This is a genomic window from Microbacterium sp. (genome assembly GCF_043427715.1).
Taxonomy (GTDB): Bacteria; Actinomycetota; Actinomycetes; order Actinomycetales; family Microbacteriaceae; genus Microbacterium.
In genome coordinates, this window is record NZ_JBHWTD010000123.1 from 36,905 (window position 1) to 58,625 (window position 21,721).

The 21,721-nt window shown below is 69.2% G+C and carries 19 protein-coding genes; 4 read left to right on the top strand and 15 right to left on the bottom strand.

Annotated features, from left to right (window positions below):
• Positions 1–8: 8 nt before the first annotated feature.
• The 9 genes from ftsW to ACHFGS_RS13235 form a co-directional block, all read right to left on the bottom strand.
• Complete coding sequence (ftsW, locus tag ACHFGS_RS13195; RefSeq protein ID WP_394280368.1) at positions 9–1,232, bottom strand: putative lipid II flippase FtsW; 1,224 nt, start codon at positions 1,230–1,232, stop codon at positions 9–11.
• Complete coding sequence (gene murD, locus ACHFGS_RS13200) at positions 1,183–2,724, bottom strand: UDP-N-acetylmuramoyl-L-alanine--D-glutamate ligase (RefSeq protein ID WP_394280369.1); 1,542 nt, start codon at positions 2,722–2,724, stop codon at positions 1,183–1,185. The genes ftsW and murD overlap by 50 nt, the downstream gene beginning before the upstream one ends.
• Complete coding sequence (mraY, locus tag ACHFGS_RS13205) at positions 2,721–3,830, bottom strand: phospho-N-acetylmuramoyl-pentapeptide-transferase (RefSeq protein WP_394280370.1); 1,110 nt, start codon at positions 3,828–3,830, stop codon at positions 2,721–2,723. Before mraY ends, murD begins: the two co-directional genes overlap by 4 nt.
• The gene (murF, locus tag ACHFGS_RS13210) at positions 3,827–5,239 is read right to left on the bottom strand and encodes a UDP-N-acetylmuramoyl-tripeptide--D-alanyl-D-alanine ligase (RefSeq protein WP_394280371.1); all 1,413 of its coding nucleotides are present in this window, start codon (positions 5,237–5,239) and stop codon (positions 3,827–3,829) included. Before murF ends, mraY begins: the two co-directional genes overlap by 4 nt.
• Positions 5,240–5,267: 28 nt before the next feature.
• A complete protein-coding gene (locus ACHFGS_RS13215; RefSeq protein WP_394280372.1) occupies positions 5,268–7,079 on the bottom strand; it encodes a peptidoglycan D,D-transpeptidase FtsI family protein in 1,812 nt (603 codons plus the stop codon).
• Positions 7,080–7,084: 5 nt separating this feature from the next.
• Positions 7,085–7,660 (bottom strand): hypothetical protein, encoded by a 576-nt coding sequence (locus ACHFGS_RS13220; RefSeq protein ID WP_394289542.1) that lies wholly within the window; start codon positions 7,658–7,660, stop codon positions 7,085–7,087.
• Positions 7,657–8,616: a 16S rRNA (cytosine(1402)-N(4))-methyltransferase RsmH gene (gene rsmH / locus ACHFGS_RS13225; RefSeq protein WP_394279659.1), complete on the bottom strand. Its 960-nt coding sequence runs from the start codon at positions 8,614–8,616 to the stop codon at positions 7,657–7,659. Before rsmH ends, ACHFGS_RS13220 begins: the two co-directional genes overlap by 4 nt.
• A 99-nt stretch (positions 8,617–8,715) precedes the next feature.
• Positions 8,716–9,147, bottom strand: a complete 432-nt coding sequence (mraZ, locus tag ACHFGS_RS13230; RefSeq protein WP_394279658.1) for a division/cell wall cluster transcriptional repressor MraZ — start codon at positions 9,145–9,147, stop codon at positions 8,716–8,718.
• A gap of 225 nt (positions 9,148–9,372) precedes the next feature.
• Positions 9,373–9,756 carry a DUF3040 domain-containing protein gene (locus tag ACHFGS_RS13235; RefSeq protein WP_394279657.1) on the bottom strand — a complete coding sequence of 128 codons (384 nt, stop codon included), beginning with the start codon at positions 9,754–9,756 and terminating at the stop codon, positions 9,373–9,375.
• An 84-nt stretch (positions 9,757–9,840) separates the two neighbouring features.
• On the opposite strand from ACHFGS_RS13235, the gene ACHFGS_RS13240 reads away from it, so the two are divergent.
• Positions 9,841–10,917 carry a polyprenyl synthetase family protein gene (locus tag ACHFGS_RS13240; RefSeq protein WP_394279656.1) on the top strand — a complete coding sequence of 359 codons (1,077 nt, stop codon included), beginning with the start codon at positions 9,841–9,843 and terminating at the stop codon, positions 10,915–10,917.
• A 37-nt stretch (positions 10,918–10,954) separates the two neighbouring features.
• On the opposite strand, the gene ACHFGS_RS13245 is transcribed toward ACHFGS_RS13240, so the two are convergent.
• A complete protein-coding gene (locus tag ACHFGS_RS13245; protein ID WP_394279655.1) occupies positions 10,955–11,299 on the bottom strand; it encodes an Rv2175c family DNA-binding protein in 345 nt (114 codons plus the stop codon).
• A gap of 174 nt (positions 11,300–11,473) precedes the next feature.
• On the opposite strand from ACHFGS_RS13245, the gene ACHFGS_RS13250 reads away from it, so the two are divergent.
• Together ACHFGS_RS13250 and pknB are read left to right on the top strand one after the other, a co-directional pair.
• The gene (locus ACHFGS_RS13250) at positions 11,474–12,676 is read left to right on the top strand and encodes a LysM peptidoglycan-binding domain-containing protein (RefSeq protein ID WP_394279654.1); all 1,203 of its coding nucleotides are present in this window, start codon (positions 11,474–11,476) and stop codon (positions 12,674–12,676) included.
• A 69-nt stretch (positions 12,677–12,745) separates the two neighbouring features.
• The gene (gene pknB, locus ACHFGS_RS13255; protein WP_394279653.1) at positions 12,746–14,683 is read left to right on the top strand and encodes a Stk1 family PASTA domain-containing Ser/Thr kinase; all 1,938 of its coding nucleotides are present in this window, start codon (positions 12,746–12,748) and stop codon (positions 14,681–14,683) included.
• Positions 14,684–14,778: 95 nt separating this feature from the next.
• Here the strand turns inward: pknB and ACHFGS_RS13260 are convergent, their stop codons facing one another.
• The 3 genes from ACHFGS_RS13260 to ACHFGS_RS13270 are packed head-to-tail and all read right to left on the bottom strand — an operon-like array spanning position 14,779 to position 17,794.
• A complete protein-coding gene (locus tag ACHFGS_RS13260; protein WP_394279652.1) occupies positions 14,779–16,107 on the bottom strand; it encodes a class II 3-deoxy-7-phosphoheptulonate synthase in 1,329 nt (442 codons plus the stop codon).
• Positions 16,108–16,167: 60 nt separating this feature from the next.
• Positions 16,168–16,857 (bottom strand): lysophospholipid acyltransferase family protein, encoded by a 690-nt coding sequence (locus tag ACHFGS_RS13265; RefSeq protein ID WP_394289543.1) that lies wholly within the window; start codon positions 16,855–16,857, stop codon positions 16,168–16,170.
• 1 nt (position 16,858) lies between these two features.
• Entirely contained in the window at positions 16,859–17,794 is a 936-nt protein-coding gene (locus ACHFGS_RS13270; protein WP_394278121.1) for an ROK family protein, read from the bottom strand.
• A gap of 152 nt (positions 17,795–17,946) precedes the next feature.
• Here ACHFGS_RS13270 and ACHFGS_RS13275 point away from each other — a divergent pair, with 152 nt between their 5' ends.
• Positions 17,947–19,782 carry an AMP-dependent synthetase/ligase gene (locus ACHFGS_RS13275; RefSeq protein WP_394278119.1) on the top strand — a complete coding sequence of 612 codons (1,836 nt, stop codon included), beginning with the start codon at positions 17,947–17,949 and terminating at the stop codon, positions 19,780–19,782.
• Between the two features lie 58 nt (positions 19,783–19,840).
• Here ACHFGS_RS13275 and ACHFGS_RS13280 read toward each other — a convergent pair whose 3' ends face one another.
• Both ACHFGS_RS13280 and ACHFGS_RS13285 read right to left on the bottom strand, forming a co-directional pair.
• Positions 19,841–20,329, bottom strand: a complete 489-nt coding sequence (locus ACHFGS_RS13280) for a peptide deformylase (RefSeq protein WP_394278118.1) — start codon at positions 20,327–20,329, stop codon at positions 19,841–19,843.
• Position 20,330: 1 nt separating this feature from the next.
• Entirely contained in the window at positions 20,331–21,707 is a 1,377-nt protein-coding gene (locus ACHFGS_RS13285; RefSeq protein WP_394278117.1) for a MinD/ParA family protein, read from the bottom strand.
• Between the last annotated feature and the right edge of the window lie 14 nt (positions 21,708–21,721).

A 21,721-nucleotide genomic window follows, 5' to 3' on the forward strand; every position in this document is an offset into this window, starting at 1 on the left:
GATCGAGCCTACCGGCGGGTCGGCGCCGTGACGGGCTGCGAGGTCGGCAGCGTGCGCGCGAAAGCGAGGAGAACGCCGCACGCCATGAGGACAGAGACGAGCGACGTACCGCCCTGGGACATGAACGGAAGCGGAACACCCAGCACGGGGAACACGCGGAGGACGACGCCGATGTTGATGAGCGCCTGCCCCACGATCCAGATCGTGATGCCGCCGGCGGCGATCCGGATGAACGGGTCGTGGGTCTTGCGGATGATGTGGAACGCACCGACCGCGAAGAGGGTGAACAGTGCGAGGACGAGGACGCACCCGATCAGGCCCAGCTCCTCCCCCACGATCGAGAAGATGTAGTCGTGCGCCGCCGCGGGGAGCCAGGCGTACTTCTCCCTCGAGTTGCCGAGGCCGAGACCGAAGACACCGCCGCTGGCCAGCCCCCAGATGCCGTGGAGCGGCTGGTAGCAGGAGTCCAGGTAGTCGTCGATGCAGTTCGGGTTGAGGAAACTGGTGATGCGCGCCATGCGGTTCGGGCTGGAGATCGCGAGGAACGCGACGACACCCGCGGCAGCGATCGCCGGGATGATGAACAGCCGCAGCTTCACACCGGAGAAGAACAGGGATCCGAGCAAGATGAGCACGAGGATCATGGCGGTGCCGAGGTCCCGTCCGGCGATGACCGATCCGATGACGATGACGCCGACCGGCACGACCGGGATAAACACGTGCTTCCACGACGCCAGAAGCGTGTGCTTGCGATAGAGCACGTACGCGAGCCACAGCGCGAAAGCGAGCTTGAGGAACTCCGAGGGCTGGGCCTGCACGCCGCCGATCGAGATCCAGTTGCGGTTGCCGTCGAACGAGTACCCGAGGGGTGTGAACACGAGCAGCTGCAGGCCGAGCGCGCCCGCCAGCGCGATCCACGAGATGCGCTTCCAGAACAGCACCGGCAGGCGGCTGAAGACGAACATCAGCGGGATGCCGACGACGGCGAACATCGTCTGCTTCAGGACCGTTTGGAACGGGCCATCGGCGGAATCCGCCGATGTCGCCATCGTGGCCGAGAGCACCATCACCAGTCCGAAAACGGTGAGCAGGAGCGCCGTGGAGGCGATGAGCAGGAATTCGCTCGGGACGGGCGTGAAAACCCGGCCGAGCGTCACCCGCGCGGTGAATCCGCGCCCCGGGTCAGCCGGATCCGTGGGGAGCGGACGGTCGGTCGTCGTTGTCACCGGCATCCCTCCCGATCCATTGGTGCACTGCGGCGGCGAAGCGCCGTCCGCGATCCGAATATGACGTGAACTGGTCGAACGAGGCCGCTGCCGGAGCGAGGAGGACCACGTCTCCGTCACGGGCGACGTCCGCGGCCAGCGCGACGACTTCGGTCATGACATCTTCAGTGTGAGCGCCGTCGACCTCGAACACCGGGATGGCGGGCGCGTGTCGCGCGAACGCCGCCGTGATCTCGGTCCGCTCCTCGCCGATGACGATCGCGGCCTTGACGGCCGGGCCGCGCTCAGCGACGAGTTCGGTGATGTCGACGCCCTTGAGGACGCCGCCCAGCACCCAGACAGCACCCGGGTACGCGGCGAGCGAGGATGCCGCGGCGTGCGGGTTGGTCGCCTTGGAGTCATCCACCCACGTGATCCCCTCGGCGACGGCGACGACCTCGATGCGGTGCGGGTCGAGACGGAACGTCTGCAGGGCGTCGCGGATGTCTGCCGGGGCCACGTCGAGCGACCGCGCCAGTGCGGCGGCGGCGAGGATGTTGGCGACGACGTGCGGCGCGGTGAGCCCCGCGGCGGCGAGGTCGTCGAGAGTGGTCAGCTCCAAGGCGCTCGTCCGGCGCTCATCGAGGAACGCCCGGTCGACGAGGATGCCGTCGACGACGCCGAGGTCGCTGGGACCGGGGACCCCGAGATCGAAGCCGATCGCGCGGCACCCCTCCACGACATCCGCATTCTCGACCATCTCCCGGGTCGCGATGTCGCTCTTGTTGTAGACGCAGGCGACGCGAGTGCGGTCGTAGACCTGAGCCTTCGCCGCCCGGTAGGCCTCGAACGAGCCGTGCCACTCGAGGTGGTCCTCGGCGAGGTTGAGGCAGACGCTGGCGTACGGCGACACCTGGTCGATTCCTGACTGCAGGCCGAGGTACCAGAGCTGGTGGCTCGACAGCTCGACCACCAGCACGTCGAACCCGGCGGGGTCGCGCACGGCGTCGAGGATGGGGACGCCGATGTTGCCGCAGGGCGCCGCGCGCAGTCCGCCCGCCACGAGCATCGTCGCGGTGAGCTGCGTCGTCGTGGTCTTGCCGTTCGTGCCGGTGATGAGCACCCAGTCCGCGGGGGTGCCGTCGGGACGGACCACCTTGTCGCGGACCCGCCAGGCGAGTTCGATGTCACCCCACACCGCGATGCCGGAGGCGCGTGCCCACTCCACGACGGGGTGATGCGGCGGGAAGCCGGGCGAGGCGACGACGACATCGGCGCCGAAGTCCACGAGTGACGCCGGCGCGGCATCCAAGGGGCCCTCGGAGAGCTCCACGCCGATGATCGGCAGCAGGCGGGCGTACTCGGCCGGAGCGGTCTCGGTGACCACGAGCACCTCGGCACCGAGCTCCGCGAGCGTGTCGGCGACGGAGAAGCCGGTGACGGAGAGGCCGAGGACCGCGACCCGCAGCCCTGACCAGTCGGCGTTCCAGCTGATGAGGGTGTCCAGACGCGCGCTCATATCGCTGCCAGCCAGCCCACGTAGAACATGCCCACACCGAAGACCGCGGTGATTCCGGCGATGATCCACATGCGGACGACGATCGAGACTTCCGGCCAGCCCCGCATCTCGAGATGGTGGTGGAACGGACTCATCAGGAACAGCCGCTTCCCCCCGGTCGCCTTGAAGTAGTAGCGCTGCAGGATCACCGAGGCGGGGGCGATGATGAACACGCCCGCGATGATGACCGACAGGATCTGCGTGCGGCTGAGCACGGCCATCGCGACGATGACGCCGCCGATCGCCATGGAGCCGGTGTCGCCCATGAAGATCTTCGCCTTCGGCGCGTTCCACCAGAGGAATCCGACGAGCGCTCCGACGAAGGATGCCGCGATGATCGTCAGCCCCATGGGGTCACGCGTGTCGTAGCAGGCGTTCGTGTACTCCGCGACGAGGGCGGTCGAGTGGCATCGCTGCTGCATCTGCCAGAAGGTGACCAGGCTGTACGCCGAGATGGTGAAGATGCCGGCGCCGGTCGCGAGGCCGTCGAGCCCGTCGGTGAGGTTGGAGGCGTTCGACCACGCCACCGACATGAACGAGATCCACGCGAGGTAGAGGATCCACCCCGCGATGGCGCCGAGGGCCATGAACGAGAGCGTCGGGATGTCGCGGAAGAAGGAGATGTAGGCCGAACCGGGCGTCTCGCCGTAGGCGTTGGGGAAGCTGAGCGCCATGATGCCGAACGGCACGGCGACGGCGACCTGACCGACGATCTTGCGCCAGCCGGAGAGACCGAGACTCCGCTGCTGACGGACCTTCATGTAGTCGTCGATGAACCCGATGGCGCCGAGACCCACCATCATCCAGATGACGAGCATGCCCGACACCGTGGGCGCCGTGCCGCCGGTCAGCGTGCCGACGAGGTAGCCCACGATCGCGCCGAGGATGAAGACGATGCCGCCCATCGTGGGCGTGCCGCGCTTGGCGTGGTGACTGGGGTTGTTCACGTCCTCGGGGGTGCGGATGACCTGCCCCCACCCGATCCTCTGGAACAGGCGGATGAACAGCGGGGTCAGGAACAGGGTGAACGCCAACGAGATCGTCGCAGCGGCTAGCAGGGATCTCACGAGAACGATTCTCCCAGACGATCGCCGAGGAACCGGAGCCCGGCCGAGTTGGACGACTTCACGAGCACACGGTCGCCGTCGCGGAGTTCGCCCTGCAGGTACTCGAACGCCTCATCGGCGGTCTCGAAGAACACCGCCTCGCCGTCCCAGGAGCCCTCGCTGATGGCGGCCAGATAGAGCCGGCGCGCGGCCTGGCCGATGATCACGATGCGCTCGTAGCGCAGACGCACGGCTTGGAGCCCGACGCGGTCGTGCTCCTCCCCCGCCTGCTCGCCGAGCTCGCTCATCGCACCCAGCACGGCGACCTTGCGCTGGCCGGGCTCGGTGATCTGGGCGACGGTCCGGAGGGCCGCGGCCATGGAGTCGGGGCTCGCGTTGTAAGCGTCGTTGATGATGCGGACGCGGTCGCTGCCGAGCGGCTGCATGCGCCAGCGCTCCGCGATCTCCACCGTCTCCAGCCGTGCGATCGCGTCGGCGACGGACACCCCGAAGACCCCGGCGATCGTGATGGCCGCGAGGGCGTTCATGACGTGGTGCTCTCCGAGCACGCGAAGCCGGAGCGGCACCCGCTCGCCGTTCGCGACGACCGTGCACTGGGTTCCGGATGCCGTCACCTCGACGTCCTCGGCCCGCACATCGGCCTCGGGCCCACGCCCGAACCACCGCACCGAGACACCGCGCTCCGCGGCGGCGGCCGCCATCGCGGCGACGCGCGGATCGTCGCGGTTGAGGACGGCGACCCCGCCCGGGCGCACGGACTCGACGAGTTCCTGCTTGGCCTTCTGGGTCGCCTCGACGCCGCCGAAACCGCCCGCGTGCGCGAGACCGACCATCAGGACGGCGCCCACATCGGGCGTGATCAGGGCGGCCAGTTCGGCGATGCGGCCGGGCCGCGATGCGCCGAGCTCGCTCACGAGGAAGCGGGTGTCCTCGTCGACGCGGAGCATGGTGACGGGAGCGCCGACCTCGTTGTTGAAGGAGGCGCGCGGCGCGACCGTCGGGCCCTCATCGCTGAGGATGCGGGCGAGCATGTTCTTGGTGGTCGTCTTGCCGTTCGAGCCGGTGATCCCGACGACTCGGAGATCCCCTCCGGCGCGCACCCGGGCGACGACCTCTCTGGCGAGGTCGGCGAGGGCGGCCACGGCATCGGGCACCACCACCTGGGAGACCGCGGCGTCGACGGGACGCTCGACGATCGCGAGGATCGCGCCCGCAGCCGCGGCGGAATCCACGAAGAGGTGTCCGTCGGTGCTGTCACCGGGTTTGGCGACGAAGACGGACCCGGGGGTCATCTCGCGGGAGTCGGTGTCGACCACACCCGACACGACGGTGACGGGAGTGTCGGAGGCGTGCAGGTGAAGGGTGCCGCCGACGGCATGGGTGACCTCGGCAAGCGTCATGCGGATCATGCGGGGGGTTCTCCTTGTGCGCCCGGTGTCAGCCGTTGACGGGCAGGAGGGGGGTCTCCGAGCCCGACGGCATGACACGGTAGTGCGTGAGCACCTGGGTCATCGCCTTCTTGAACACCGAGCGGTTGGCCGACGACATGCGCTGCTTCTTGGGCTCGTCGAAGACCGTCAGGACAACATACTGCGGATCGTCCGCCGGGGCGTAGCCGACGAGGGACGTGAAGTACAGGTTGGGCTTGTAGCCGCCCTTGCCGTCAGACACCTGCGCGGTGCCGGTCTTCCCCGCCATCCGGTAGCCGTCTATGGCGATGTCATCGGCGAGCGTCCCCTGCGTGAAGACGTTCTCGAGCATGAGCGAGACCTCCTCCGCGGTCTCCTCGCTGACGACCCGCTCGGGCTCGGCGAGCTCGGGCGTCGTCACCGTGCCGTCGTCCGACGTGCAGGATTCGACGAGGGATGCCGGCATCTTCACGCCCCCGTTGGCGAAGGTCTGGTAGACGCTGGCGACCTGCACGGCGGTCACCGTGAAGGCCTGACCGAACGTGGTCGTGTAGTACGTCTGGCTGTCCCACTGATCGACGGGGTGGAGCGTGGTCGCCGGCTCACCGGCCCAGTTCAGCCCGGAGTCGTGTCCGACGCCGAACTTGTCGAGGTAGTCGTACCGGGTCTGCGCGTCGACCATGGCGCCGAACTGCGACATCGCGACGTTCGACGACGTGACGAGGCCGCCCGTGAGGGTGAGGTCCTCCGTGGCGTGGTCCTCGGAGTCGTTGATCACGGCGCCGTTGTCGAAGACCTTCCGGTCCGGAACGCGCACGACCGTGTCGGGGGTGGCGACGCCTTCTTCGATGACGGTCGCGGCGGTGACCGGCTTGAACGTCGATCCCGGCTCGTAGGAGTAGCGCAGCAGACGCGACCCACGGTCATCGGGCTCACTGGCCCCAGGGTCGTTGGGGTCGACGGTCGGGGTCTCGGCCATCGCCCGGATCTTCCCCGTCGCCGTCTCCATGACGATGATCCCGCCCCAGTCGGCCTTATACCGGTCGGTCTCCTCGGCGATGAGCTGCTGCATGTACCACTGCAGGTCGGCGTCGATCGTGAGCGCGAGCGAGCCGCCGTCCACGGCGGGCTCCTCCACGGCAGTGCCGGGGATGGTGACCCCGTCGGCGCCGCGCATGTAGCGGATGCTGCCGTCCGTCGCGCTCAGGCAGGAGTGCTGCAACTCCTCGAGGCCTTCCAGGGGCGCGCCGTCACTCCCGACGAAGCCGAGGAGGTTTCCGGCCACGGCGCCGTTGGGGTAGGTGCGGGCGGGGTGCGCCTCGAAGCTCACGAAGGGCAGTTCGAGATCGGCGAGGGCGCGGAACTCAGCCGTCGTGAGATAACGGCCGAGATACTCGAAGCGATCGGCGGGGTCGGCGGCGATCGCGTCGTTCACGATGGCGCGGACCTCTTCCACGTCCTCTTCGGTGACCTCCGCGATGCGCACGGCGAGTTCGTCCCACGTGATGCGCACCGGGTCACCGTTCTCATCACGGACGAGGGCGCCCTCGGCGTCACGGTCGTTGATTCCCTCGATGGCGAGCATCGGGTCGATCTTCGCGTCGTAGAGGAGGGTGCTGGATGCCAGTGTCACGCCGTTCGCGTCGACGATGTCCCCGCGGGTTCCCTTGAGCGTCGACGTCGTCTCCATGCCCTTGGAACGGGCATCGGCCATGTGCTGACTGGCGTTGACGATCTGAATGTCGACCAGGCGGATCACGAAGGCGACCAGGACGGCGAGGACGACGGCCAGGGCGACCACCGTGCGACGGCGCGGGCTGCGGGTGGCTCGTGTCGTCATGCTTCTCAGTGTGTGGTGGGAGTGGGCAGTCCGTCGGTGATGGCGGGGGGTGTCGGCGTATTCAGCAGGAGCTTCTCATCGATCGCGACACCGGAGCTGAGGCTGGCCTCGGGATCTGTGACGAGGGGCACACCGCTGACGAGGGAATTGGCCACGGCCGCTCGCGACAGCGCCTGGATGCTGGAGCGATCGGAGGCGCCTTCGAGGGCGCCGAGGGTGGTGCCGTCGCTGAGGAGCAGGTAGTTGGGCTCTCCGCCCGCCACGAGGCCCAACGCGCTCGCGTTGGCGGCGAGGAACTGCGGCGAGCTGAGGCCGGCAATCTCCTCCTGCAGGATCTGCTTCTCCCACGTGACCGCACGCTTCTCACTCGTGAGTGCCCGAACCTCGTAGGCGTCCTGCGTCGTGAGGATTGAGAGCCCCATCTGCGTGGCGCCGATCGCGAGCGCGCCCGCGACCGCGATGATGCCGAACACCAGGCGGGGTCGACGTCGGGGCGCGTGGCCGGTGACCGGCCGCAGCGTCGTGCGCGGGGTCTCCGCGGGACGGACGGTGGTGATCGACGCCAGAGCAGGAGCGCTCATACCGCCTCCCTCACTCGTTCAGCCGCGCGCAGGCGCACGGGGGTGGCACGGGGGTTGCGCAGTCTCTCCTCGTCGGAGGCGAGTTCCGCCCCCTTCGTGAGGAGCCGGAACTTCGGCGCGTGCTCCGGAGGCTCTATCGGCAGGCCCTTCGGCGCGGTCGATGCCGTCGCCTCCGCGAACACCCGCTTGACGAGGCGGTCCTCGAGCGACTGGTAGGACATCACGACGATGCGCCCGCCGACCGGCAGGACTCCGAGCGCGGCGGGCATCGCCCGTTCGAGGACGGCGAGTTCACCGTTGACCTCGATGCGCAGCGCCTGGAAGACACGCTTGGCGGGGTGACCGCTGCGCTCCCGCTGGACGGCGATGGGAGTCGCGGCGATGAGGATCTCGACGAGACGCCCCGACCGTGTGATGGGCGCTTCTTGTCGAGCGGCGATGATGGCGCGGGCGTACCTGCCGGCGAACTTCTCCTCGCCGTAACGCTCGAAGATGCGTCGGAGGTCGCCTTCGCCGTAGGTGGCGACGATGTCCGCGGCCGTCTTCTCCGCCGTCTGATCCATGCGCATGTCCAGCGGGGCGTCCTGCGAGTACGCGAAGCCGCGTTCCGCCTCATCGAGCTGCAGGGAGGAGACACCGAGGTCGAAGAGGATGCCGTCGACGTGCGTACGGCCGGTCGAGCGGACGGCATCCGCGATGCCGTCGTAGACGGTGTGGATGAGCGTGACCCGGTCGCCGAAGCGAGCGAGTCGCTCCCCCGCGATGCGCAGCGCGTCGGTGTCGCGGTCGAGTCCGATCAGGTGAGCCTGGGGGAACCGTTCGAGCAGGGCCTCGGAATGACCACCCATGCCCTCGGTCGCGTCGACGAACACCGCACCGTCGCGCTGGAGCGCGGGGGCGAGCAGTTCGACGCAGCGGTCGAGGAGGACGGGGGTGTGGATGTCGTCGAGTGCCATGATGCGAGGGGCCCGTCCCTTCGACTCTGATCCCCATCCGCTCCGACCTGGCGCCGGGGAAGTGCGTCAGGGCGTGCGGCTGGGAGTCACAGCCGAGGGTCAGAACAGTCCCGGGATCACCTCCTGCTCCATGTCCGAGTAGATGTCTTCGTTGCCTTCGGCGTATGCGTTCCAGGCGTCCGCGTTCCAGATCTCGGCGTGGGCGCCGACACCCGTGACGATGAGCTCGCGGTCGAGACCCGCGTACGTGCGCAGGTGCGGGGGGATGGTGATGCGGTTCTGGGAATCGGGCTTCTCCGCACTCGCTCCGGAGAGGAACATGCGCTGGAAGTCGCGGGCCTGCTTGTTGGTGAGCGGGGCTTCGCGCATGCGCTCGTAGACCCGCTCGAATTCCGCCGAGCTGAAGACGTACAGGCAGCGCTCCTGCCCGCGGGTGACCACGACGCCGGGACCGAGGTCGTCGCGGAACTTGGCCGGGAGGATGACGCGGCCTTTGTCGTCGAGCTTGGGGGTGTGCGTGCCCAGCAGCATCGGCTGCTCACCCCCTTCGTCCGGCCCACTCAGGTGTGCACCACTTTACTCCACTTCCCTCCACTTATCGACCCTTGCGCACCAAACAGCGCCGATTTCGTGCCCGGCGAGCCCGCGAGGCGCCACTCGGCGCCGTCGCTGCGCGGCATCCGCATACGTCGGGGCACGAAAAAAGAGCACCGACCCGGAGGTCGGTGCTCTTTGTGGAGGCGAGTGGAGGAGCGGTCAGCGCTCCCCGTTGCGGCGGTCCCAGCGCTCGTTCATCCGGTCCATGAAGGACTCCGAGGAACGCGCATCGGCGGGCTTACGTGCGCCGGACGGCGTGGGCCGGTCGGTCGCAGCGGCGGCGGCACCGCGGGCGGGGGTGAAGGCCAGGACGACACCACCGACCATGACGACGAACGCGATGACACCGATGACGATCAGGGACGTCGCGACACCCACGACGAGGCCGGCGATGCCGAGCAGCACGATGACTGATCCGTAGACGACGTTCCGGTAGCTGAGCGCGGTGGCACCACGATCAGCGCTCACGACGTCGGCGTCGTTGCGCATGAGATGGCGTTCCATCTCGTCCAGCAGACGCTGCTCCTGTTCTGACAGTGGCATGCATCCCCCTCGGGTCAGTGCTTCGATGATACGCGGCCGCGTGCTCACTAGGCTAGGCCCGTGTCCTCCCCTGATTCTCCGATCGTGGCCGTTTCTCAGCGAGTCGAGAGGTTCCTCCAGGAGCAGCGCGAGACAGCCGAGATCCTCGGCGCCGAGGCACGCTCGTTCGTCGAGGCCGGAGCCGCCGCGGCGTCGGGAGGAAAGCGATTCCGAGCCCGCTTCTGCCTTGCCGGCTGGGATGCGACGGCGACGGCCTCGGACGCATCGCTCATCGAGATCCCCGATGCGGTGATCGCGGCGGCCGCCGCCCTCGAGGTGTTCCACGCGGCGGCGCTCGTGCATGACGACATCATCGACAACTCCGACACCCGCCGCGGCGCCCCCGCTGCGCACCGCGCGTTCGAGGCGTCGCATCGGGCTGCCGCGTGGGCGGGCGACGCGGATGCCTTCGGCCGTTCCGCCGCCGTCCTCCTCGGCGACCTCCTCGTCGCCTGGAGCGACGACCTGTTCGAGTCCGGCCTGCTGGCTCACGCCGATCCCGCCGTCGCCGCTGCGGCGCGGCACGAGTACGCCCGGATGCGCCGCGAGGTCACCATCGGCCAATTCCTCGACGTCGCAGAGGAGTCCGCGCACGTCGTCGTCCCCGACGCCGAGCACGCCGAGCGGGCCCTGCGGATCGCGTCGCTGAAGTCGGGGCGCTACAGCGTGCAGCACCCCCTTCTCTTGGGCGCGGTCCTCGCCGGAGCGGATGCCGCGCAGTACGAGGCGCTGAGCGCGTTCGGCCACCCGGTGGGGCTGGCCTTCCAGCTCCGCGATGACGTCCTGGGCGTCTTCGGGGACTCCGCGGTGACGGGCAAGCCTGTGGGCGACGACCTCCGTGAGGGGAAGCGGACGCTGATCGTCGCCTACACGCGCGAACGGCTGGAGCCCGAGGCGCTCCGCGTCTTCGACGAGCTGCTCGGAGATCCCGAGCTCACCGCGGAGCAGGTGGCGTTCCTGCAGCAGACGATGCGCGACACGGGCGCGTTGCGGCGCGTCGAGGAACTCATCAACGGCTGGGTCGAGGAAGCCGACCGCGCTCTCGACGGCGCACGCCTCGGGGACGCAGCGGTCTCGGGGCTCCGGGAACTGGCCCGCGCAGCGACCGCGCGGGCATCCTGACCCTCAGGCCACGATCTGGTTCAGGCCGCGATCCGGTTCAGGCCAACGTCGCCGCAACGCGGCGGACCTCGCTCTTGCGTCCGGCGCGGAGGGCATCGATCGGCGACAGGCCGATGGAGGGCTCGGGCGTCAGCAGCCAGTCGATCGCCTCGTCGTCGGAGAACCCGGCATCCTGCAGCACGATGACGGTGCCGCGCAGAGAGCTGAGCGGGGCGCCCTCGGCGAGGAACACCGACGGCACACGAGCTGCGCCGAACCGGCGCGTGGCGACCAGATGACGCTCGTCGAGCAGTCGGCGGATGCGCCCGAGGGGCTCTCCGGTCAGCTCGACGAGTTCCGGAAAGGTCAGCCAGTCGGTGGGGGTAGGCGTCTCGGTGCTCACCCCTCCATCATTCCACCCCGACGGTGACGGACGGGCTTCGTTCCGCGGCCGACGAGTGAGTCGTCATCTTTCACATGCGCCACTCTGATTGACACGCGATGACATCCGTGACACGTTGTGCCAGACCGAAAACGGCTGGGGCCGTACCTCTGGGGAAGAGACGAAGGACACCTGGTGCGCCGGACCACCCCCCTGACGAACCCGATCCCGCTCGCCGCACCCGCGATGATGAGCTCGCTCGCGCTGGCGCTCTCGTTGCACCCGGCTCCGTCCGCGGCGGCCGAAGGGCCGGCCGCGCACGCCATCCCGCACGCCGCACAGGACGACGCCCAGGAGCCCTCCGTCGACAGCGTCGTCGGATCCCCCGCGGCATCCGCCGCCGTCCGCACCCATACGGTCGCTCTCGGCGACACCGTGAGCGCCATCGCCGTGCGGCACGGTCTGCGGACGGCGGACGTCCTCGCGTGGAACGACCTCTCGTGGCGGAGCGTCATCCGCCCCGGCGACGTCCTGCGACTGGGCGCGCCCACCTCGACTCCGAAGACCACCCAGGCATCTCCGAAGCGCGCACCGAAGGCGCGATCGTCGTACACCGTGCGCAGCGGCGACACCCTCTGGTCGATCGCCGCGCGGCACGGAGTCTCCGTGTCCGAACTCGCCGCGGCGAACCGACTCGGTTCGTCGACGATGATCCGGCCCGATCAGAACCTCACGATCCCCGCCGCCGGGTCGCAGACGCGCGCCGCCGCGACGACGGCCGCGCCCGCGGCATCCGCTCGCGCGACGGCCCATGTCGTGGCAACGGGCGAGACGCTGTGGGCCATCGCGCAGAAGCACGACCTGAGCCTCGGCCGGCTGCTGCAGGCGAACGAGCTCACGTCGGGCTCGATCATCTACCCCGGCCAGAAGCTCGACATCCCGTCGGCGAACGCGGTCGCCGCGGTGATCGCCCCGGACGGCACCACGCTGACGCTGGACGCCGAGCAGATCCGCAACGTCCGGACGATCATCGACGTCGGACGGGAGCGGGGCGTCTCCCGCAAGGGCATCGCCGTCGCCCTGTCGACCGCGATGGTCGAGTCGTGGATCCGCAACCTCGATTGGGGCGACCGCGACTCGCTCGGCGTCTTCCAGCAGCGGCCGAGCGCCGGATGGGGCACGGAGGCCGAGGTGCGCGACGTGCGGCGTGCGGCGGCGGCGTTCTTCGGAGGGTCCGGCGACCCGAACGGAACGACGACGCGCGGTCTGCTCGACATCCCCGGCTGGCAGGACATGTCATTCGGCGATGCCGCCCAAGCCGTGCAGGTCTCGGCCCACCCGGGTCGATACGGACTCTGGGAGAAGCAGGCCTACCGCTGGCTCGAACTCTACGGATGAGCTCGGGAAGCCCCAGGAGAGGGTGAGCCGCTCACCGGCCTCGGCGCTTCGGCTCCGTAGAATCACCCCGTGAGTACGAGCCAGCAGACCGACCCGCTGATCGGCCGTCTGGTCGACAGTCGGTACCGGGTGCGCGCTCGCATCGCGCGCGGCGGCATGGCGACGGTCTACGTGGCCACCGATCTGCGTCTGGAACGCCGGGTCGCGCTCAAGATCATGCACGGCCACCTCTCGGATGACACCGTGTTCCAGAACCGGTTCATCCAGGAGGCCCGCTCGGCCGCCCGCTTGGCCGATCCGCACGTGGTGAACGTGTTCGATCAGGGCCAGGACGGCGAGATGGCCTACCTGGTGATGGAGTACCTGCCCGGCATCACCCTGCGCGAACTCCTCCGCGAGCAGAAGCGTCTGACGCTCCCCCAGACCATCACCATCATGGATGCGATCCTCTCGGGACTCGCGGCCGCCCACCGCGCCGGCATCGTGCACCGTGACGTGAAGCCCGAGAACGTGCTCCTCGCCGAAGACGGCCGGATCAAGATCGGCGACTTCGGACTCGCTCGCGCCACCAGCGCGAACACCGCCACCGGCCAGATGCTCCTCGGCACGATCGCCTATCTCGCCCCCGAGCTCGTCACGCGCGGCACCGCCGACGCCCGGAGCGACATCTACGCGCTCGGCATCATGCTCTACGAGATGCTCGCCGGGGAGCAGCCGTACAAGGGCGAGCAGCCCATGCAGATCGCTTATCAGCACGCCACGCACTCGGTGCCCCGTCCCAGTGCGAAGAATCCGGGAGTGCCGGAGCAGCTCGACGAGCTCGTGCTGTGGTCGACTGAGCGCGACCCCGAAGACCGTCCGACCGATGCGCGCGAGATGCTGGAGCGGTTCCGCGAGATCGAGAAGGAACTCGGCGTGTTCCCCCAGGTGGTCCGCTCCACGCCTGCCGGCGGCTCGGTCGTCGTCGACGACGCGCTCGACTCCGACGAACTGACCCGGGTGATGCCGGGCACCTTCACCGCGCCGACGGTGACCGCCGAGGTCGACAACGCGACCCGCCTGCGCACACGCTCGCGGCGCAAGGCCGTCGCCGGCGGCTGGCTCCTCGTGCTCGTCCTCCTCCTCGCCGGCGCCGCCGGCGGCGCGGGGTGGTGGTTCGGCACCGGACCCGGATCCCTCACCGCCGTCCCCGACGTGACCGGTCTCGATTTCGCCACCGCGGAGGCCCTGCTCGCCGAGCACGACCTGACCGCCGTGCAGGAGGACGTGCACGATCTGAGCGTCCCCGAAGGCGAGGCGCTGGGATCGCAGCCGGACCCCGGCGACCGCGTGGAACGCGAGTCCACCGTCACCGTCGAGATCTCCGCGGGTCCCGCGACCGCCGAGCTGCCGACGCTGCAGGACCGGACGGCCGACGACGTGGCATCCGTCCTCGAAGGGGCGAACATCACCGTCGCCGAGACGAACCTCTTCTTCACGAGCTTCGACGCCGACCGCGTCGTGCGCGTCTACGTCACGCAGGGTGAGGGCTCAGAACCCGTCGAATGCACCGAGGGATGCCGCGTGCTCGAAGGCTCCACCGCCGAGCTGCGCGTGTCGCTCGGTCCCGTGCCGGACGTCGTCGGCGAGTCGGAGGATGCGGCGCGCAGCACCCTTCGCGCCCTCGACCTCGAGGTCGCGACGACCGAGGAGTTCAGCGGATCGGTCGAGGACGGCCGGGTCATCCGCATGCTCGAACGTGAGGGCGGCGGCAGCTTCCGCCCCGGTGACACGGTCACGCTCGTGGTGTCGAAGGGACCGGAGCTCTTCGAGATCCCGAGCGTCGTGGGGCTGACGCGCGACAACGCGGCGCAGAGGCTCCGTGACGCCGGGTTCGAGGCCGGCTACTCCGCGCTCTGGAACGTCTGGCCCGACGCGCTCACCGAGGTGACGGCGCAGGACCCCGGCGCCGGCGCATTCCGTCAGGCCGGCACCGAGATCACCCTGCAGATCACCGCGACGGGCTGATCCGCTTTCCGCCTCGACGGAACCGTCCTCCTGCCATGACACGAGCCCTCGCTCGCGTCACCGTGGTGACACGACGCGAGGGCTCGCGGGAAGGGTCAGCGCTTGCCGAGCTCCTCGGCGACGAGGAACGCCAGCTCCAGCGACTGCATGTGGTTCAGGCGCGGGTCGCACAGCGACTCGTAGCGGGTCGCGAGGGTCGCCTCGTCGATCATCTCGGAGCCGCCGAGGCACTCGGTGACGTCGTCACCGGTGAGCTCGACGTGGATGCCACCGGGGTGCGTGCCGACGGCGCGATGTGCCTCGAAGAACCCGCGCACCTCGTCCACGACGTCGTCGAACCGGCGCGTCTTGTAGCCCGTGGGCGTCGTGATGCCGTTGCCGTGCATCGGGTCGGTGACCCAGAGCGGCGTCGCGCCGGAGTCCTTGACGGCCTGCAGCAGCGGGGGCAGTGCGTCGCGGATCTTCCCGGACCCCATGCGCGTGATGAAGGTGAGCCGGCCCGGCTCGCGTTCGGGATCGAGCTTGTCGATCAGCGCGAGAGCGGTGTCGGTCGTCGTGGTGGGACCGAGCTTCACCCCGATGGGGTTGCGGATCTTCGAGAAGTAGTCGACGTGCGCGCCGTCGAGGTCGCGCGTGCGCTCCCCGATCCACAGGAAGTGGGCCGAGGTGTTGTACGGCGTCGCGGTGCGCGAGTCGATGCGGGTCATGGGGTGCTCGTAGTCCATGAGCAGGCCCTCGTGACCGGTGTAGAACTCGACGCCGCGGAGCGAGTCGAAGTCGGCGCCGGCGGCCTCCATGAACTTGATGGCGCGGTCGATGTCGGACGCGAGCAGCTTGTATCGCTCGTTCGCCGGGTTCTCCGCGAAGCCCTTGTTCCAGCTGTGCACCTCGCGGAGGTCCGCGAAGCCGCCCTGCGTGAAGGCGCGGATGAGGTTCAGGGTCGAAGCGGCCGTGTGGTAGCCCTTGAGCAGACGCTGCGGGTCGGGCTGGCGGGATGCCGCGGTGAAGTCGTATCCGTTGACGATGTCGCCGCGGTAGGCGGGCAGGGTGACCTCGCCGCGGGTCTCGGTGTCGCTGGAGCGCGGCTTGGCGAACTGCCCGGCCATGCGCCCCATCTTCACGACCGGCATCGATGCGCCGTAGGTGAGAACGACCGCCATCTGCAACACCGTTTTGATGCGGTTGCGGATCTGCTCCGCCGTCGCGCCGGCATACGTTTCAGCGCAGTCGCCACCCTGCAGCAGGAAGGCCTCACCGGAGGCGGCCTTCGCGATGCGGGCGCGGAGGTTGTCGACCTCGCCGGCGAAGACGAGGGGCGGGAGCGTGGCGATCTCGGCGGACACCGCGGCAACGGCATCCGAGTCGGGCCACGAAGGCTGCTGCTTGATCGGGAGCGAGCGCCAGTGGTCGAGAGAGGTGGGCATCCGACCAGTCTAGCGTCGGCTGGAGCGGCAGACGTCGCTGTGACGGGGGCGGACGAGACGTCAGGCGGGCGGTGCGGGGCGGCGGTGCTTGACCGTCGAGGCGTAGACGTCCTCGTACTCCTGCTCCCCCATCCGGTGCAGGGCGACCATGATCTCGTCGGTGACCGATCGGAGGACGAAACGGTCCGACTCCATGCCGTGGAAGCGGCTGAAGTCGAGCGGCTCGCCGATGATCATGCCGACGCGGCCGACGCGCGGCACCGACCGCCCGATGGGCATGACGTCGTCGGTGCCGATCATGACGACGGGGATCACCGGGACCCGGGCCTCGAGCGCCATGCGGGCGAGGCCGGTGCGCCCCCGATAGAGCTTCCCGTCGGGACTGCGGGTGCCCTCCGGGTAGATCCCCAGCAGGCTGCCCCGGCCGAGCACCTGGAGGCCGGTGTTGAGGGATGCCTCGGACGCCTTGCCGCCGGTGCGGTCGATCGGGATCTGCCCGGTGCCCTGCATGAAGATGCGGGTGGCCCAGCCTTTGATGCCCTTGCCGGTGAAGTAGTCGCTCTTGGCGAGGTAGCTCATCTGCCGGTCGATCATGAGGGGGAAGAAGATGGAGTCGCTCACCGAGAGGTGATTGCTCGCGATGATCGCCGCGCCCGACGTGGGGATGTTGCTACGGCCCACCACCCAGGGGCGGAAGATCGCCTTCACCACCGGCCCGATGACGAGGTTCTTCAAGATCCAATAGATCATGTCAAACCCGCCCTCCGGCGAGGTCGGCGACGCCGATCAGGCCGGCGTCATTGCCGAGGGTGGCCATCGCGAACGATGCCACGGGGCGCTCGCCGTAACCCGGCAGCGCGGTCGCGTACGCGGCGCGCACCGGGTGGAGCAGGCGCTCCCCCAGCTCGGCGACGCCGCCGCCGATGACGAACAGTTCGGGGTCGAGCACGGCCTGGAATCCGCCGCACGCCTCGCCGAGCGCCGTCGCGACGCGCGTGACGGCCTCGAGGGCACCCGGGTCGCCGGTGGCGATGAGTTCGGACATGGCGGATGCCGGGACGATCCCGTCGGCGGTCCGCGCCGCAGCGAGGCCCGCGCCCACACCACCGGCATCCGCGATCTCCGATGCTTCGCGCTGCAGGGCACGGCCCGATGCGTACTGCTCGAGGCACCCGCGCTGACCGCACCCGCACGCACGTCCGCCGCGCTCGAAGCGGATGTGGCCCAGTTCGCCCGCGATGCCGTGACCGCCGAGCAGGAGCTCGCCGCCGATGATGGCTGCGCCGCCGACCCCCGTGCCGAGGGTGAGCATGACCATGTCGTCGACCTCCCGGCCGGCCCCGAAGCGGAACTCGCCCCAGCCCGCCGCGTTGGCGTCGTTCTCCAGAGTCACCGGGCGCCCGATGCGGGACTCCAGGTCTGCGCGCAGGGGCTCATCGACCCAATCGATGTTGGGCGCGTGGAGGATGACCGACCGCGAAGCGTCGATGAAACCGGCTGCCGCGACACCCACGGCATGCACGTCGTGCTCGCTCGTCAGGTCCGCCACCATCACGGCGACGGCGTCGGCCAGCGCTGACGGATCGGCGGGAGTGGCGACGCGTCGCCGTTCGAGGATCGTGCCCTCGGAATCGACCACACCGCCTGCGATCTTCGTTCCACCGATGTCGATGCCGACGTTGAGCACGCGACTCCCTTCGCCCGCGCACCGGTCGCGCGGCATCCGAGAGTCTAGTCGCGCACGGGTTCGGCCCGTCGTCGTGGGATTGAGGGTCACGTGACTATAGACTCGGTCGCACCATATCCCGACGCCTCTCGGTACCGAAGGAGCTGCCGCCCATGAGCGCCGTACAATTCGACGTCCCCGCCGCTGTACCCGCCGATCCCACGGCGAACACCTCCGACCTGCTGGTCGACCGAGTGAAGGCCACCCCTTCGCTCGCTCTGTTCGCCGTTCCCGATGGCGAGGGCTGGCGCGACGTCACCGCCGCCGACTTCCACCGCGAGGTCACCGCGCTTGCCAAGGGCTTCGCCGCCGCCGGCATCGAGCCTGGCGACAAGGTCGCCTTCATCGCACGGACCACCTACCACTGGTCACTCGTCGACTTCGCTCTGTTCTTCGCCGGAGCCGTCATGGTCCCGGTCTACGAGACGAGCTCGGCCTCGCAGATCAACTGGATCCTGTCCGACTCGGGCGCCGTCGCGGTCATCGCCGAGAGCGAGGCCCATGCCGCTCGCGTCGCGGAGATCCGTGAGCAGACGCCGCTCGTCCGCAACGTGTGGACCATGAGCGCCGGCGACCTCGACACCCTCAGCGGCAACGGCGCGTCCGTCACCGATGAGGAGATCGAACGGCGTCGGACCCTCGCGAACGGCGACGACATCGCCACCCTCATCTACACGTCCGGGTCCACGGGTCGCCCGAAGGGCTGCGTCCTGACCCACAGCAACTTCGTCGAGCTGGCCCGCAACTCCGCCGTCGCCCTCAGTGCCGTCGTCGAGGAGCCGGGTGCGTCGACCGTGCTCTTCCTGCCGCTGGCCCACATCTTCGCCCGTTTCATCGCGGTGCTGAACATCCACACCGGCGTCAAGACCGGCCACGAGCCAGACACCACGAAGCTTCTCGCGGCGCTGGGCTCGTTCAAGCCGACCTACCTGCTCGCTGTGCCCCGCGTGTTCGAGAAGGTGTACAACTCGGCCGAGCAGAAGGCCGAGGCCGGCGGGAAGGGCAAGATCTTCCGCGCCGCCGCGGCGACCGCCGTCGAGCACTCGCGCCGTCTGCAGGACGGCGAGCGGATCCCGCTCGGCATGAAGATCAAGTTCGCTCTCTTCGACAAGCTCGTCTACGGCAAGCTGCGCACGGCGATGGGCGGCAACGTCAAGTACGCGGTGTCGGGCTCCGCTCCCCTGGGCCCGCGTCTGGGCCACTTCTTCCACAGCCTCGGCGTCCACATCCTCGAGGGCTACGGGCTCACCGAGACGACCGCGCCGGCCACCGTGAACCGGACCGATAAGTCCAAGATCGGCACCGTCGGCCCGGCGCTTCCGGGCGTCAGCATCCGCCTCGCCGAGGATGGCGAGATAGAGGTCAAGGGCATCAACGTCTTCAAGGAGTACTGGAAGAACCCGGAAGCGACGGCGGACACCTTCGACGACGGCTGGTTCCGCACCGGTGACATCGGCACCGTCGACGCAGACGGCTACCTCACGATCACCGGCCGCAAGAAGGAGATCATCGTGACGGCGGGCGGCAAGAACGTCGCCCCCGCGGTCCTGGAGGACCCGATCCGCGCCAACCCGATCGTCGGTCAGGTCGTCGTGGTCGGAGACCAGAAGCCCTTCATCGCGGCCCTCGTCACCCTCGACCGCGAGATGCTGCCGACCTGGCTCGCCAACAACGGTCTCCCCGGTGACATGCCGATGTCCGAGGCCGTACACAACGAGAAGGTCATCGCCGAGGTCCAGACGGCCGTCGACCGGGCGAACAAGGGCGTCTCGCGCGCCGAGTCGATCCGGAAGTTCGTGCTGCTCGACACCGAGTGGACGGAAGCCTCGGGTCACCTGACGCCGAAGATGAGCATCAAGCGGAACGTCATCCTCGACGACTTCGCCGCCGACATCGACGAGCTCTACGCCGCGAAGGTGTCGACGACGAACATCTCGCTCGGCAACTGATCCACGCCACAGAGAAGGGCCCGGGAGACCGGGCCCTTCTTCGTTGCGTGGAGGCTGCTCAGAACCAGGCGGATTCGCGCACTTCGCGCATGGCCTGCCGTCGCACGTCCGGCGGCAGCCGGTCGAGGTAGAGCTTCCCATCGAGGTGGTCGCATTCGTGCTGCAGCGCCTGCGCGAGCAGCCCCTCACCCTCGATGACGATCTGTTCGCCGTCGACATCCATCCCGGTGACGCGGGCCCACGGATGCCGGAGCGCGTCGTGCCACAGCCCCGGCACCGACAAGCACCCCTCCCCCGTCGGCACCGGCTCTCCGGCGACCTCGAGGACGGGATTGAGCACGTAGCCGATCGTGCCGTCGACGTTGTAGCTGAAGGCGCGGGCGGCGACACCGATCTGGGGGGCCGCAACGCCGGCGCGGCCGGGCAGTTCGACCGAGTCGAGGAGATCCTGCACGAGCGACCGGGTGCCGTCATCGACGACGTCGACCGGCGCGCAGGTCGTCCGCAGGACCGGGTCTCCGAAGATGCGGATCGGGCGAGCGGTCACGTCAGCGCCCCGATCCCGGGTTACGGAGCCCCTCGACGACGAGCGCCGCCAACTCGCGCGCCGCGAGACGCGCACTGGGCGCCAGATCACGGAACGAGATCGCTCCACCGGTGGCGATGTGGGCGTCGTACGGCAGGGTGACGACAGCGCGGACGCGGCTGCGGAAGTGCGCTTCGAGCTCCTCCGGCTTCACGAGGCTCGCGCCCGGGCGCGAGGTGTTGAGGACGACGATCGCCGAACGCACCTGCTCGCTGTAGCCGTTCGACTCGAGCCACGTGAGCGTCTCCGACGCCAGTCGCGCTTCGTCGATGCTCCGCCCCGCGACGACCACGAGCTGATCGGCGAGTTCGAGCGTGGCATCCATCACCGAGTGGACGATGCCGGTGCCGGTGTCGGTCAGGACGAGCGAGTAGTAGTGCGCGGCCACGGCGGAGACGTCGTGGTAGTCGCGGTCGCTGAAGGCCTCGGACAGGTGCGGGTCGGCGTCGGAGGCGAGCACATCGAGGCGGGTCTCGTCGCGCGCGACGATCGACGACAGGTCGTTGAACCCGGTGACGTCCGCGCGCATGCGGACGAGATCGCGCACCGTCTTGCCGCTCGTGCGACCGATCCGCTCCGCGAGCGTGCCGCGGTCGGGGTTCGCGTCGACCGCGATGACGCGGTCTTCCCTGGCATCGGCGAGAGCCATACCGAGGAGCGTGGTGACACTCGTCTTGCCGACGCCACCCTTCCGCGACAGCACGGGGACGAACTTCGCTCCCCCGTGGAGGGGGGCGGCGATGCGCCGGTCGAGCTCCTTGCGCGCACGGGCGCGCTTGCTGTCGCCGAGGTTCACCCGACGCGCGGTGGCGGCGTAGACGAATTTCTGCCAGGGCCCGTCCGGCTCGGCGTCGGCGACGCGCGAGCGGTCGATCAGCCGGTCGGCGGTCAGCAGGTCGGCGGTCTCCCGGTCGGCGCCGAGCTGGTCGAGACGTCGGGACTGCAGCGGCTCCTCCTCGACGCGCGCGGGGTGCACGCGCTCCAGCGAGTGCTTGTCGACCTCGTTGGCGTGATGCATCGCTCGGCGGGTCTGACCCGTGACGACGGTGCCGGTCGGAGTGGGCGAGGCGACGACGTCGGCGTCGATGACGTCCTCCGCCACGGGCACATCGGAAGCAGGTGCGGGAGCGGACTCCTCGATGGGCTCTGCCGTCAGGGCCGCGTCGCCCAGGTCTTCCTCTGCGAGGTACGCGTCCTCGTCGTGGAGCGTCGGCAGGGAGACCTCGACCTGCGCGGTGGAACCGTCGACGATGCCGATCCCCGTCGTCTCGAGGCTGTCGGTGCTGGTTAGCACGCCGTTGTCGACGTCGTCCGACGTCTCGTTGTCGCGGTCACGCATCACGGGCTGTTCAC